The 12762-nt window shown below is 71.2% G+C and carries 14 protein-coding genes; 6 read left to right on the top strand and 8 right to left on the bottom strand.

What is annotated here, in order from left to right; translation table 11 throughout:
* Positions 1 to 54: 54 nt before the first annotated feature.
* Complete coding sequence (locus ACZ4D5_RS13355; protein WP_467772475.1) at positions 55 to 789, bottom strand: lysophospholipid acyltransferase family protein; 735 nt, start codon at positions 787 to 789, stop codon at positions 55 to 57.
* A gap of 190 nt (positions 790 to 979) precedes the next feature.
* Between ACZ4D5_RS13355 and ACZ4D5_RS13350 the strand changes: the two genes are divergently transcribed.
* A complete protein-coding gene (locus ACZ4D5_RS13350; protein WP_467772474.1) occupies positions 980 to 1372 on the top strand; it encodes an SSI family serine proteinase inhibitor in 393 nt (130 codons plus the stop codon).
* A 125-nt stretch (positions 1373 to 1497) separates the two neighbouring features.
* Here ACZ4D5_RS13350 and ACZ4D5_RS13345 read toward each other — a convergent pair whose 3' ends face one another.
* The 5 genes from ACZ4D5_RS13345 to ACZ4D5_RS13325 all read right to left on the bottom strand — a co-directional run bounded on the left by ACZ4D5_RS13345 (position 1498) and on the right by ACZ4D5_RS13325 (position 6032).
* Complete coding sequence (locus ACZ4D5_RS13345) at positions 1498 to 1656, bottom strand: hypothetical protein (protein ID WP_467772473.1); 159 nt, start codon at positions 1654 to 1656, stop codon at positions 1498 to 1500.
* An 87-nt stretch (positions 1657 to 1743) separates the two neighbouring features.
* A complete protein-coding gene (locus tag ACZ4D5_RS13340) occupies positions 1744 to 2694 on the bottom strand; it encodes a cytochrome c oxidase assembly protein (RefSeq protein WP_467772472.1) in 951 nt (316 codons plus the stop codon).
* Positions 2695 to 2830: 136 nt separating this feature from the next.
* Entirely contained in the window at positions 2831 to 3856 is a 1026-nt protein-coding gene (locus tag ACZ4D5_RS13335) for a 6-phosphofructokinase (protein WP_467772471.1), read from the bottom strand.
* A 168-nt stretch (positions 3857 to 4024) separates the two neighbouring features.
* A complete protein-coding gene (locus ACZ4D5_RS13330; RefSeq protein WP_467772470.1) occupies positions 4025 to 4753 on the bottom strand; it encodes a type 1 glutamine amidotransferase in 729 nt (242 codons plus the stop codon).
* A gap of 40 nt (positions 4754 to 4793) precedes the next feature.
* Positions 4794 to 6032, bottom strand: coding sequence for a Mur ligase family protein (locus ACZ4D5_RS13325; protein WP_362337114.1), 1239 nt, complete (start codon positions 6030 to 6032; stop codon positions 4794 to 4796).
* A 141-nt stretch (positions 6033 to 6173) separates the two neighbouring features.
* Between ACZ4D5_RS13325 and def the strand changes: the two genes are divergently transcribed.
* Positions 6174 to 6722 (top strand): peptide deformylase, encoded by a 549-nt coding sequence (gene def / locus ACZ4D5_RS13320; protein WP_467772469.1) that lies wholly within the window; start codon positions 6174 to 6176, stop codon positions 6720 to 6722.
* A gap of 13 nt (positions 6723 to 6735) precedes the next feature.
* Here def and ACZ4D5_RS13315 read toward each other — a convergent pair whose 3' ends face one another.
* Entirely contained in the window at positions 6736 to 7380 is a 645-nt protein-coding gene (locus tag ACZ4D5_RS13315) for a TetR/AcrR family transcriptional regulator (protein ID WP_467772468.1), read from the bottom strand.
* Between the two features lie 165 nt (positions 7381 to 7545).
* On the opposite strand from ACZ4D5_RS13315, the gene ACZ4D5_RS13310 reads away from it, so the two are divergent.
* Positions 7546 to 8772 carry an acyl-CoA dehydrogenase family protein gene (locus ACZ4D5_RS13310; RefSeq protein ID WP_055697252.1) on the top strand — a complete coding sequence of 409 codons (1227 nt, stop codon included), beginning with the start codon at positions 7546 to 7548 and terminating at the stop codon, positions 8770 to 8772.
* A 127-nt stretch (positions 8773 to 8899) separates the two neighbouring features.
* Here ACZ4D5_RS13310 and ACZ4D5_RS13305 read toward each other — a convergent pair whose 3' ends face one another.
* Positions 8900 to 10024, bottom strand: a complete 1125-nt coding sequence (locus ACZ4D5_RS13305) for a hypothetical protein (RefSeq protein ID WP_467772467.1) — start codon at positions 10022 to 10024, stop codon at positions 8900 to 8902.
* A gap of 216 nt (positions 10025 to 10240) precedes the next feature.
* Between ACZ4D5_RS13305 and ACZ4D5_RS13300 the strand changes: the two genes are divergently transcribed.
* Genes ACZ4D5_RS13300 through ACZ4D5_RS13290 form a run of 3 tightly spaced genes read left to right on the top strand, consistent with a single transcriptional unit; the run spans position 10241 to position 12761 of the window.
* Positions 10241 to 10684: a MarR family winged helix-turn-helix transcriptional regulator gene (locus ACZ4D5_RS13300; protein ID WP_467772466.1), complete on the top strand. Its 444-nt coding sequence runs from the start codon at positions 10241 to 10243 to the stop codon at positions 10682 to 10684.
* Positions 10681 to 12168 carry an MFS transporter gene (locus tag ACZ4D5_RS13295; RefSeq protein WP_467772465.1) on the top strand — a complete coding sequence of 496 codons (1488 nt, stop codon included), beginning with the start codon at positions 10681 to 10683 and terminating at the stop codon, positions 12166 to 12168. The genes ACZ4D5_RS13300 and ACZ4D5_RS13295 overlap by 4 nt, the downstream gene beginning before the upstream one ends.
* A 5-nt stretch (positions 12169 to 12173) precedes the next feature.
* Entirely contained in the window at positions 12174 to 12761 is a 588-nt protein-coding gene (locus ACZ4D5_RS13290; RefSeq protein WP_467772464.1) for an isochorismatase family protein, read from the top strand.
* Position 12762: the final 1 nt, after the last annotated feature.

Genomic DNA, 12762 nt, shown 5'->3' with positions numbered 1-12762 from the left:
TGACAGCAGAGGCGCCGGATCAGGGGCATTCCCGGCCCAGGACGGCCCCTCGGCTCAGCTCAGCGGCATCCTCGGGAACTTCCGCGGTTCCTTGAGGCCCGCCGCGGCCCGTTCGGCCTCCTCCGCCTTCACGACGGCGGCGTACTTGTCGACGTACTCCTGTCCGGAGAGCCCGAGGATCGCGTACATGATCTCGTCCGTGACGGCCCGCAGGACCGCCTTCTCGTTGTCCATGCCGACGTAGCGGGTGAAGTCGAGGGGCTCGCCGAAGCGGATCGTCACGCGCTTGAACTTGGGGACCTTCTGGCCCGGCGGCTGCGCCTCGAACGTGCCGATCATCGCGCACGGCACCACCGGCACCTGCGCCTTGAGCGCCATCGCGGCGACGCCCACCTTGCCCTTGTACAGCCGGCCGTCGTGCGAGCGGGTGCCCTCCGGATAGATGCCGAGCAGCTCGCCCTTGCCCAGCACGCCGAGCCCCTCACGGATCGCGGCCTGGCCCGCCTCCTTGCCGGAGCGGTCGACGGGGATCTGCCCCGCGCTGCGGAAGAACGCGGCCGTCAGGCGGCCCTTGAGCCCCGGGCCCGTGAAGTACTCGGCCTTCGCGAGGAAGGTGATGCGGCGCTTGATGATCGCGGGCATCAGGAAATGGTCGGAGAACGACAGGTGGTTGCCCGCGACGATCGCGGCGCCGTTCTCTGGCACATGCTCCAGGCCCTCGATTCTGGGCCGGAACATCAGCCGCAGCAGCGGGCCGAGGATCACGTGCTTGAGCAGTAGGTAGAACATGGCGGCAGCCTTCCCCCTGGTCCCGGTGCCGACGCACAGTAGTCAATCGACGGCGCGGATGCGAGAGCCCGTTCGGGCCCTTGCGCGCGCCCGCGCGGGGGACCGACCGGCGCGGCGGCTCGACGTCCGGCACGGGCGGAGGGTGCTCTGGCCTCTCCCCGACGTCACCGTCCGTCCCCGGAGGTCACCGATGCGCCCGCTCACCGTCACAGCCGCCGCCCTGCTCGCGCTCGCCGCCGCAGCCCCCGCCGCGCAGGCGACCGCGGAGATCCCGCCCCCGCAGCGCGGCCTCTTCCTCACGGTCTCGGGAGCGGACAACACCTGGATCCGGGGAGTGCTGCTGCGCTGCGTGCCCGAGCCTTCGGGGCCCCACCCGCAGGCGGCCAAGGCCTGCGAGGCGATCGCTCTGGCGAAGGGGGACCTGGACGAGCTGCCCGACGACCCGCACGCCTGTACCAAGGAGTTCGACCCGGTCACGGTGAGCGCGACGGGGACGTACCGGGGCCGGATGACCGGCTGGCACAAGACGTACCCGAACGCCTGCGTGATGGACGCGGACACCGGTTACGTCTTCCGGTTCTGAGGCGTCTCGACCCTTCCGAGGCGTCTCGGCCGACCCGAGTCGGCATGGCCCCGCAAGGCTGTCACGCGGCACGGCGCCCACGTGGTGCGCGACAGGGCCGTTTACGTGGTGCGCGACAGGGCCGTTTACGTGGCGCGCGACAGCACCATCGCCAGCGTGATCAGGCCGAGCACCACCCAGCCGAACCACAGCCAGCCGTTGCTCCCGAGCGTCACCGTGTAGGCCGTCACCATGACCAGGCCTCCGATGGTGAACGCACCCATGGTCTTCGTGGAACCGGGCATCGCTCAGCCTCCTCCCGGCAGCCCTGTGCGCGTACGCGCCGCGGCTGCGGTCCGAGGACCATCGTCCCCCGTGGAACCCGGTTGCCGCTAGCGTCCGCGTGCGGCCAGTGAGGCCAGGTAGGCGTTGTACTCCTCGAGCTCCTTGTCGCCGTTGCGGTCCGCGGCCCGGTCCTTGCGCCGGGCCTCGCGCTCCTCGGACTTGCGCCACTGGAAGAGCAGGGCCACCAGGACCACCACGGACGGGATCTCGCTGAAGGCCCAGGCGATGCCGCCCGCGGCCTCTTGGTCGGCGAGGGGATCGATGCCCAGCGAGGCGGGCGGGTGCATGTACGTGCCGATCATCGGCTGCGTCGCCATCATCAGCGCGATGCCGAAGAACGCGTGGAACGGCATGCCCGCGAACAGCTCCAGCATCCGCATCACGTAGCCGGGGCGGTGCGGCCCCGGGTCGACGCCCATGATCGGCCAGAAGAAGACCAGGCCGACGGCGAGGAAGTGCACCATCATCCCGATGTGGCCCGCCTTGGACTCCATCAGGGTGTCGAAGAGCGGCGTGAAGTAGAGCGCGTACAGGCTCGCGATGAAGAGCGGGATCGTGAACGCGGGGTGCGTGATGATCTTCATGTACCGGCTGTGCAGCAGCCAGAGCAGCCACTCGCGCGGGCCCTTGCTGCCGCGTGCCGCCACCGGCAGCGCGCGCAGCGCCAGCGTGATCGGCGCGCCGAGCAGCAGCAGGATCGGCGACAGCATGCTGATGATCATGTGCTGCACCATGTGCACGCTGAACATGACCATGCCGTAGTCGTTCAGCTTGGTGCACATCACCAGGAGGATGGTGAGGATGCCGAGGACGAAGGAGATCGTGCGGCCCACCGGCCACTTGTCACCGCGCCGCACGAGCCGCGTCACGCCCCACCCGTACAGGGCGAGGGCCACCAGGCAGCCGATGAGGAAGAAGGGGTCGGCCGAGAGTTCGAGGCCTCGCCCCAGCGTGAACGGCGGCAGATCCATGTTCATGCCGTGCCCGCTGTGATCCATCCAGTGGCTCCTGATTCGTGCGGATTGTGCGACGTGTTCGGCACAAGAGTAGAACTGCCCCCGGCCGCTGACGCGACCGGGGGCAGATAGTTCAACAGGTGATGACTTGGCCGCCGTGCGGGCGGATCGACCGGACCTACAGCACGCACTCCGCTTCGGCGTACCGCTCGTCGGGCACGGTCTTCAGTGTCTCGACGGCCTCGGCGAGCGACACCATCGTGATGTCCGTGCCGCGCAGCGCGGTCATCCTGCCGAACTCGCCGCGGTGCACGGCCTCGACGGCGTGCCAGCCGAAGCGGGTCGCGAGGACGCGGTCGTACGCGGTGGGGGTGCCGCCGCGCTGGACGTGCCCGAGGATGACCGGCCGCGCCTCCTTGCCCAGGCGCTGCTCCAGTTCGAGGGAGAGCTGGCGGGCGATGCCGGCGAACCGCTCGTGGCCGTAGACGTCCTTGCCGCCCTCGTCGAACTCCATGGAACCGGCGCGGGGCTTGGCGCCCTCGGCGGCCACGACGATCGCGAACTTCTTGCCCGCGGAGAAGCGTTCGCCGACCTTCCGCGCCAGCTCCTCGATGTCGAAGGGGCGCTCGGGGACGACGATCGCGTGCGCGCCCGCGGCCATGCCCGAGTGCAGGGCGATCCAGCCGGTGTGACGGCCCATGACCTCGACGATGAGGACGCGCTGGTGCGACTCGGCGGTGGTCTTGAGCCGGTCGAGGGCTTCGGTCGCGACGCCGACGGCGGTGTCGAAGCCGAAGGTGACGTCGGTGACCGCGATGTCGTTGTCGATGGTCTTGGGCACCCCGACGATGGGCAGACCCGCGTCCGACAGGAGCCGGGCCGCCTTGAGCGTGCCCTCGCCGCCGATCGGGATGATCGCGTCGAGGCCGAGCTCGGCGACGTGCCCCCTGGCCCGCTCCACGCCGTCCCGCAGATGGGCGGGCTGCACGCGCGAGGAGCCGAGAATCGTTCCGCCGCGGGCGAGGATGCCGCCCACCGCGTCGAGGTCGAGCTTGCGGTAGTCGCATTCCAGGAGGCCTTTCCAGCCGTCGTGGAAACCGATGACCTCGTCGCCGTGGTCCGCCACCGCGCGGTGCACGACGGAGCGGATGACGGCGTTCAGTCCGGGGCAGTCGCCGCCGGAGGTCAGGACACCAATGCGCATAGCCCGGAATACCTTTGCAACGTGGGCCGATGACCGGACCACGTCGTCCGGTGGGGTTCCCGCCACCCTATAGGCGGCGGGGGGCCGCACCGCACCAGGCGTCCGAAGGCTGGACGCCCCCGCTCACATGTGCGGGCGGGGCGTCAGGCGGGCCTTCGGACGGGGGTGTTACGCGGGCTGCTGGGCGGCGGCGATGCGCTCGTTGCGCAGGGCCTCGTACCAGCGGTCGTCCGTCGGGGGCAGCGCGTTCACATCGAGGGCCAGCTTGAGCAGCAGGTCCGCGATGAGCGGGTTGCGGGCGAGGACGGGGCCGTGCATGTACGTGCCGAAGACCGTGCCGTTGTAGGCGCCCTCGGTGCCGTCGCCCGTGCCGTTGCCGCGGCCGAGCTGGACGCGGGCGAACGGGCGCGCGGACGGTCCCACGTGCGTGACGCCCTGGTGGTTCTCGAAGCCGGTCAGCTGGGGCAGGCCCAGCTGCGGGTCGATGTCGGCGAGCACGTCACCGACGCACCGCTCGCCCTCGCCGCGCGTGGAGACCACGTCGAGCAGGCCGAGGCCCGGCTCGCGCTGGCCGAGGTCGTTGATGAACTCGTTGCCCAGGATCTGGTAGCCGGCGCAGACCGAGAAGACGATCGCGCCGTTGCCCACGGCGCGCTGCAGGCCGCCGTCGCGGCGCAGCCGCTCGGCCGCAAGGCGCTGGGGGCGGTCCTCGCCGCCGCCGATCAGGTAGATGTCGCCGGAGGTGGGCACCGGCTGGTCGCTGCGTACGTCGTACCGCTCGACCTGGAGGCCGCGCTGGCGGGCGCGGCGCTCCACGACCAGGGCGTTGCCCTGGTCTCCGTACGTGCTGAGCAGGTCGGGGTAGACCCACACCAGCCGCAGGCTGTTGTCGCTCATGCTCATTCGTCCCTACGAAGGTTTTGAGGGGCCGGTGGGGTCAGTTGCCGACGCGGCGGCGCAGGTCCTGGAACGCGGTGTAATTCGCGATCGTCTCGATGCGTCCCGGCGGGGCGAGCTGCACCGCCTCGTCGACGCTCTCGCAGACGCGGAAGTCCAGGCCCGCGACCTCCAGGCGCACGGCGAGGTCCAGCTTGCGGTCGCCGAGCACGAAGATCGGGTGGCCGGCGAGGCGGGTGTAGTCCACGTCCCACAGCCAGGAGGTGTCCGTGCCGTCCGCGCCGCGGGCGTTCACGGAAAGGATCACCGGGGTCGGCGGCGGGTCGATCAGCGAAAACGTTTCGAGCCAGCCCGCGGGGTTCTTCGCCAGGAGCAGGCGCAGATCGCGGCCCTGGAACTGCACGACGTCATAGCGCCCCGCGACGGCCTGCACCTGGTACATGCGCTCCAGGGCGACCTGCGGCGGCACGCCGAAGACGGCGGCGACGGCGGCCGACGACGCGGCGTTGGCCTTGTTCGCGCGGCCGGGCAGCTGGAGGTGGATCGGCCAGGCCGAGCCGTGCGGGTCCAGGACGTGGTCGCCGGAGAGCACCCAGCTGGGCGCGGGGCGGCGGAAACCGCACTCGCCGCAGAACCAGTCGTCCCCGGGGCGCTGCATGACGCCGCCGCAGGACGGGCACGACCAGGCGTCGTCCTTCCACTCCTGGCCCGCGGCCACCCACACCACGTTCGGCGAGGAGGAGGCCGCCCAGACGACCAGCGGGTCGTCGGCGTTGGCGATGACGACGGCCTTGGAACCGGCCAGGCCCTCGCGCCACTTCTCGGCGAGCATGCGGGTCTCGGCGGCGCGGTCCAGTTGGTCGCGCGAGAGGTTCAGCAGCGCGATCGCCTTCGGGTCGACGTCACGGGCGACGCCCGCGAGGTACTTCTCGTCGACCTCGATCACGCCGAACCGCGCGTCGGAGCCGCCGGCGAGAGCCGAGGTGATTCCTGCGGGCATGTTCGCACCGAGGGCGTTCGACACGACCGGGCCGCTGGCCCGCAGTGCCTCCGCGATCAGACGCGTGGTGGTCGTCTTGCCGTTGGTGGCCGACACGAGGACGACGTCCAGGTGCGTGGCGAGCCGTCCGAGCAGCTCGGGGTCGAGCTTGAGGGCGACCTTGCCGCCGATCACCGATCCGCTGCCTCGTCCCGCGGCGCGCGAGACCGCCGCGGCCGCCTTGCCCGCCGTCACGGCCAGCTTGGCCCGCGGCGACAGCGGGTCCGTGTTGCCTGACATCTGTCGAGATCCTCCTTGCGTACGGCGCCGCGCCTGCCCCCGGCATCGTTTCTCTGCTCAGCCTATCGAGATCCACTGACAAGCCCGAATCACGGCACCACCTCGATGCCGCTCCGCCACCTGGACCGTACTCTTGCCGCCATGCGACACGGCTCGATCCCCGGCGCCTCGGGGCGCGTACGACCCATGACCCTGCTCGGCGACCCCGTGCTGCACACGGCCTGCGAGGACGTCACCGACTTCGGGCCCGAACTGGCGCGCCTGGTCGAGGACATGTTCGCGACGATGTACGCCGCGAACGGCGTGGGCCTGGCCGCGAACCAGATCGGCGTGGCCAAGCGGGTGTTCGTGTACGACTGCCCGGACGACGAGGACGTCCGTCATCTCGGGTACGTGGTCAACCCGAGGCTCGTCGAGGCGGACGGCGTGACGGTGCGCGGCCCCGAGGGCTGTCTTTCGCTGCCCGGCCTCGAAGCGGGCACGCCGCGCTTCGACCACGCGGTGGTCGCGGGCGTCGACGCGCACGGTGAGCCGGTGGAGGTGCACGGGACGGGCTGGTTCGCGCGCTGCCTCCAGCACGAGTGCGACCACTTGGCGGGCCGGGTCTACACCGACCGCGTCACGGGCTGGCGGCGCCGCAGGGTGCTGCGGGCCGCCGCCAGGGCCTCCTGGAACGTGACGTCGGCCTAGGCCCGCCGCCGGGTCAGAAGCCGGGGCCGCCGACGCGGTTGCCCGCGGCCGCGAGTCTGCCCCACAGCAGATCGGCGAGGCTGCGCACCAACTGCGCGCGCGGGCACGGCCGTTCGCCGAGCCACCAATCGCCGGCCGCGTGCATCATGCCGACGATGCCGTGGCCCCAGACCCGGGCGAGCTCGGCGCTCTCCGGGCCGAGGTCGACGCGCTCCTCGATGACCTCGGCGAGCTCCTCGCCGAGGCGGCGCAGCAGGGGAGCGGAGTGCAGTCCGACGTCGAAGCCCTGGTCGCCGGGTGAGGGCGATTCCGACGGATGCATCAGGAAGCGGTAGACCTGGGGGCGTGCCTCGATCGCCGAGAGGTAGGTGTCGAGCGTCGCCTCGACCCGCTCCCTGCGCTCGGCGGGGGCGTCCAGGGCGGCGCGCAGGGCTTCGAGCAGCGCGTCGGTGTGCCGCTTGGCGAGCGCCGCGTACAGGCCGCCCTTGTCGCCGAAGTGGCGGTACAGGATCGGCTTGGTGATGCCCGCTTCCGCGGCGATGGCGTTCATCGAGGCGCCGGGGCCGTCGCGGAGGACCACCCGGTCCGCGGCCTCGAGCAACTCCCGACGCCGGTGCTCGGCGGACCGCTGCTGATCGGTCCGCTGCGTGGTCTCCATGGCTTCTCCCCGCCCGTGCTGAATCGGTGACGCACGCGCAACGTAACACCCGGGGACCTGAGCGCATCGAACGGGCTGCCGGGAGTTGACATGGACTACTGGCCAGTAACAGACTTCGGTTACCGCAAGTAACGCCCGCAGTTGATCGCAGGTCCTGGAGGGGTCATGGCCGAGTTCACCATGGAGCTCAACGACGAACAGAAGGAGGTCCGGGACTGGCTCCACGGGTTCGCCGCCGATGTGATCCGCCCCGCGGCCGCCGAGTGGGACGAGCGCGAAGAGACCCCTTGGCCCATCATCCAGGAAGCGGCGAAGCTCGGGATCTACTCCCTCGATTTCTACGCCCAGCAGTTCTTCGACCCCTCGGGCCTCGGTATCCCGATGGCGACGGAGGAGATCTTCTGGGGCGACGCCGGGATCGGCCTGTCCATCATGGGCACCGGCCTGGCCGCCGTGGGCGTGCTCGCCAACGGAACCGAGGAGCAGATCGGCACCTGGATCCCGCAGATGTACGGCGACGTGAACGACGTCAAGGTCGCCGCCTTCTGCTCCTCCGAGCCGGACGCCGGGTCCGACGTGGCGGCCATGCGCACCCGCGCCGTCTACGACGAGGCCAAGGACGAGTGGGTCCTCAACGGCACCAAGACCTGGGCGACCAACGGCGGCATAGCCAACGTCCACGTCGTCGTCGCGGTCGTCGACCCGGAGCTCGGCTCCAAGGGGCACGCCTCCTTCATCGTGCCGCCGAACACCCCGGGTCTGTCCCAGGGGCAGAAGTTCAAGAAGCACGGCATCCGCGCCTCGCACACCGCCGAGGTCGTCCTGGAGGACGTGCGTGTTCCGGGCCACTGCCTGCTCGGCGGCAAGGACAAGCTGGACGAGCGCCTCGCCCGCGCGCGGGAGCGTGCCAAGAGCGGCGGCGAGCGCGTGAAGAACGCCGCGATGGCCACCTTCGAGGCCTCCCGCCCCGCGGTCGGCGCCATGGCCGTGGGTACGGCCCGCGCAGCGTACGAGGAGGCCCTGGAGTACGCCAAGACGCGGACGCAGTTCGGCCGCCCGATCATCGACAACCAGGGTGTCGCCTTCCAGCTCGCCGACATGCGCACGCAGATCGACGCCGCGAGGCTCCTGGTGTGGCGCGCCTCGTGGATGGCGACCACCGGCAAGAAGTTCGAGTCGGCCGAGGGCTCCATGTCGAAGCTGTACGCGAGCGAGGTCGCCAAGAAGGTCACCGCGCAGGCCGTGCAGATCCTCGGCGGCAACGGCTTCACCCGGGAGTACCCGGTGGAGCGCATGCACCGCGACGCCGCGATTTACACCATCTTCGAGGGCACGAGCGAGATCCAGCGCCTGGTCATCGCGCGCACCCTGTCGGGGATGCCGATCCGCTGACGGGCTCCGCCCGTGCGGTCGCTGTTGCACGTGAAACATCCGCCCTTGTCGCTTTTGCGGTGAGGGTGGATGTCGTGTGCGCAGCCCACCCGCAGCGGGCCGCCGATGAGCCTGAGCGGCCTGGGACTCAGACCAGTTTGTCCTTGTACGCGATGTTGGCCCGTCGGTCGCCTTCCGCGCCGGAGGCGAAGCCGAAGGTCAGACGGGGGCTGTAGCCGTCGGGGGCGGTCGCGTCAGGGACGAGCATGATGTTCATGCCCTCCGGCTCGCGGAAGGTGAGGCTCTTCAGGGCGCGGGTCAGCTCCTTCTGGGTCGCGCCGGTGTTGAGGTCGAGGCGGGTGATGTAGGTGTTGCCGGTGTCGTCCGCGTTGCCCGGGCCGCCGTTCTGGTACGCCTGGCCCTCGTAGATGTACATGTACGAGCCGTAGAGGCAGAACCCCTGCGCCACCGGCGGCTTGTAGAGGCCGGCGCGGTGGGCGAGCGGGGCGCCCAGGGGTGCCGACACGGCGGTGTCCAGGTCCCATACGGCGCACTGCTGGGTGCCGCCGCGGTCGAAGCGGACCAGGAGCCTGCGGTGGTGCGCGTCGACGACGGGGCGGGGCGCGGTGAGGGTGGTCCCGGTGCCGGGGAGCTTCGCCGGATCGGGGGTGCGGTCCTTGAACTCCATGGCCGTACGGTCGGCCGCGTCGTCCCAGTGGAAGCTGCGCGGCGGCTGGTCGGCGGGCGGGCCGAGGTACTTGATCCGGCAGATCCTCGTGCCGAACCCGGTCTTGCCGTCGGGGGCCTTGGAGTCGTACTCGATCCAGAGGTAGGGCGGGCGCCCGGCCGCCGTCGGCTCGATGCCGATCTGCGCGCCGTGCCCGAAGCCCCGCAGGTACATCCGGCCGATCTTCGTGGCGCCGTCCGCGCTGAGCGCGGTGATCGCGATGTCGCCCTCCTTGAGCCGCGTCGCGTAGGGGACGCCGTCACCCGGGTTGTACATGACCTGCGCGACGTACCAGCGCTTGTTGAGGTGGTCGTAGCCCGCGCACTGCATCACGGTCGGACACCAGGTCGGCCGGTGCATGAACACCGGGTCCGAGGGGTCGGTCAGGTCGAAGGCCTTCGACGCCGGCAGCGCGAGCGGCGCGGCGGCCTGCGCGGTGCTCCCCGCCAGACCCGCGCCGGTGAGCGCGGCCGTGGCGGCGGCTCCCGAACCGAGGCGTATGAGATCCCTGCGGCTGAGGTGTTCCCCCATCATGTTCCCTTTCACGTCGGGGAGTTGGGTGTGACGGGGGAGAGGGTAGAGGGAGGAGGTGCTCTGTGGGGCGGGTCGGGCGAGCCCGTATGGAGTGCCAGGTAAGCCCGCATGGATTGACGGGCAAGACCGCATGGATTGACGGGCAAGACCGCATGGACTGACAGGCAGGACCGCATGGATTGACAGGTAAGTTTGCAAGTTTGCCTGTCTATCTCCTACGGTTGCGGCATGAGTGGACACCCCGGAGAACCCGTCCCCGAGCAGGTCGCCACCGATCTGGCGAACGTCGTCGGACGCCTTGCGCGGCGGCTGCGCGGCGCGTCCCCGGCCGGCGGGCTCACCCCTTCGCAGCGCTCCGCCCTCTCCCGGCTCGACCGCGGCGGCCCGGCCACCACCGCCGCCCTGGCCCGCGCCGAGCTCGTACGGCCCCAGTCGATGCGGATGATCGTGGGCGCGCTGGAGTCCATGGGGCTCGTGGCGCGCGCCCCGGACCCCGACGACGGGCGCCAGTCCGTCGTCTCCGTGACCGACGAGGGGCGCCGCACCCTCGCCGACGCGCGAGCCGCCAAGAAGGGCTGGCTCTCCGTGGCCATCACCGACGAGTTCGACCCGGCGGAACGCCGCCAACTGGCCGACGCCGTCGCCCTCTTGGAGCGGCTGGTGCAGAAGTGAGAGCCGCTTCCGTCGCGCGCGGCGACCCGGCGGCGGGCGACGCGGCCGGTTTCGGGGCGCGGCTCACCGCGCCCCTGCTCCTCGGTGCGCTGCTCAACCCGCTCAACACCACGATGATCTCCACCGGCCTGGTGGCGATCGGCCACGACTTCCACGTCGGCGCCGCCGACACCGCATGGCTCGTCTCCGTCCTCTACCTCGCGAGTGCCGTCGCCCAGCCCGTGCTCGGCAGGCTCGCCGACACCGTCGGACCGCGCCGGGTCTTCCTCGCGGGACTTGTGGTCGTCGCCGCGTCGGGCCTCGTCGGGGCGCTGGCCCCCGGCTTCGGCTGGCTGCTCCTCTCCCGGCTGCTGCTCGGCATCGGGACGTCCGCCGCGTACCCGGCCGCGATGGCCGTGCTGCGCGACGAGTCCGCGAGGCTGGACCGCCCGACCCCGCGCGCCGTCCTCGGCCGCCTCTCCTTCGCGGCGCTCGGCAGCGCCGCCATAGGGCCGACGCTCGGCGGGCTCCTCGTCGCGGCCGCGGGGTGGCGCGGCATCTTCGCCGTCAACGTGCCGGTGGCGATCGTCGCGTACGCGAGCGCCCTGCTGTGGATACCCAAGGACGTGCCGCGTCAGGAGCGGGCCGAACGGGACGGGGCGGAGGGCGAAGGGGCGGACAAGTGCCGGGCGGGCAAGGGGAGTTCGGGTGGCCTCGACCCGCTGGGAATCCTGCTCTTCAGCGGCGCGCTGAGCTGTCTCGTCGTCTTCCTGCTCGACCTGCGCCACCCGATGTGGTGGCTGCTCGCCCCCGTCGTCCTGCTCTCCGCCGTGCTCACCTGGTGGCAGCTGCGGCACCCCCGGCCGTTCATCGACCTGCGCATGCTCGGCGCCAACCACGCGCTCGCCCGCACCTACCTGCGGCACGGCCTCAGCTGCCTCGTCATCTACTGCGTCATGTACGGATTCACGCAGTGGCTGGAGGAGAGCCGCCGCCTGTCGGCGCTCCACGCCGGACTCGTCATGCTGCCGATGTCCCTTGCCGCACTGGCCTGTTCACTGCTCGGGGCGCGTACGAAGGGCATCCGGGGGCCGCTGACCCTCGCCGCCGTGCTGCTCGCCGTCGGCAGCGCGCTGCTGCTGTTCACGACGGGATCGACGCCGCTCGCCGTGCTGCTCCTGGCGGGCGCCTGCTTCGGTGTTCCGCAGGGGCTCATCGGGACCGGCAACCAAGTCGCCGTGCAGCAGTACGCGCCCCCCGACGCCATCGGATCGGCCGCGGGGCTTCAGCGCACCGCCCAGTACGTCGGCGCCATCACGGCCTCCGGGCTCATCGGCCTCGCCTACGGACAGCGGGCCGACGACGGCGGGCTGCACCTCATGGCCGGCGTCGGCGCCGTCCTGGCCGTGGCCCTGGTCGTGCTGACCGTCATGGACCGCGCGCTGCGGACCACCTCGGCCGGGCGCGCACCCGCCGCCGAACGAACGACCGCAAGAGAAAGGTGACTTCCATGACCGCAACCGTTCTTGACCCCACCACCGCCCTCGTCCTCGTCGACCTCCAGAAGGGCATCACCGCACTGCCCACCGTCCACCCCTCGCGGCAGGTCGTCGAGCGTGCGGCCGTGCTCGCCGACGCCTTCCGCGAGCGCGGGCTTCCCGTGGTCCTGGTGCGGGTGACGGGCGGCGCCCCCGGACGCACCGAAGCCCCCGCGCGCGGCGGCGAGTTGCCCACGGACTGGGCGGAGCTCGTCCCCGAACTCCGGCGCGTGGACAGCGACGTCGTCGTCACCAAACAGCAGTGGGGCGCCTTCCACGGCACCGACCTCGACCTGCAGTTGCGCCGCAGGGGCGTCACGCAGGTCGTACTCGCCGGGATCGCGACGAGCATCGGAGTGGAGTCGACGGCCCGTGCGGCGCACGAGCACGGCTACCACGTGACCGTCGCCGTCGACGCCGTGACCGACATGGACGCCGACGCGCACCGCAACAGCGTGGAGAAGATCTTCCCGAGGCTCGGCGAGACGGACACGGCGGAGGCGATCGCGAAGCTGCTCGGCCAGGAGTCCGACGGCGGTCCGGTCCCTGCCGGCGGCTGAC

Source organism: Streptomyces sp. NPDC025651, assembly GCF_055558735.1.
This window is presented reverse-complemented; position numbering and strand designations above follow the sequence as displayed.

Bases quoted from the DNA above. Each gene is read 5' to 3' on its own strand.
- ACZ4D5_RS13355 (WP_467772475.1), bottom strand. From the start codon at position 789: ATGTTCTACCTACTGCTCAAGCACGTGATCCTCGGCCCGCTGCTGCGG.
- ACZ4D5_RS13350 (WP_467772474.1), top strand. From the start codon at position 980: ATGCGCCCGCTCACCGTCACAGCCGCCGCCCTGCTCGCGCTCGCCGCC.
- ACZ4D5_RS13345 (WP_467772473.1), bottom strand. From the start codon at position 1,656: ATGCCCGGTTCCACGAAGACCATGGGTGCGTTCACCATCGGAGGCCTG.
- ACZ4D5_RS13340 (WP_467772472.1), bottom strand. From the start codon at position 2,694: ATGGATCACAGCGGGCACGGCATGAACATGGATCTGCCGCCGTTCACG.
- ACZ4D5_RS13335 (WP_467772471.1), bottom strand. From the start codon at position 3,856: ATGCGCATTGGTGTCCTGACCTCCGGCGGCGACTGCCCCGGACTGAAC.
- ACZ4D5_RS13330 (WP_467772470.1), bottom strand. From the start codon at position 4,753: ATGAGCGACAACAGCCTGCGGCTGGTGTGGGTCTACCCCGACCTGCTC.
- ACZ4D5_RS13325 (WP_362337114.1), bottom strand. From the start codon at position 6,032: ATGTCAGGCAACACGGACCCGCTGTCGCCGCGGGCCAAGCTGGCCGTG.
- def (WP_467772469.1), top strand. From the start codon at position 6,174: ATGCGACACGGCTCGATCCCCGGCGCCTCGGGGCGCGTACGACCCATG.
- ACZ4D5_RS13315 (WP_467772468.1), bottom strand. From the start codon at position 7,380: ATGGAGACCACGCAGCGGACCGATCAGCAGCGGTCCGCCGAGCACCGG.
- ACZ4D5_RS13310 (WP_055697252.1), top strand. From the start codon at position 7,546: ATGGCCGAGTTCACCATGGAGCTCAACGACGAACAGAAGGAGGTCCGG.
- ACZ4D5_RS13300 (WP_467772466.1), top strand. From the start codon at position 10,241: ATGAGTGGACACCCCGGAGAACCCGTCCCCGAGCAGGTCGCCACCGAT.
- ACZ4D5_RS13290 (WP_467772464.1), top strand. From the start codon at position 12,174: ATGACCGCAACCGTTCTTGACCCCACCACCGCCCTCGTCCTCGTCGAC.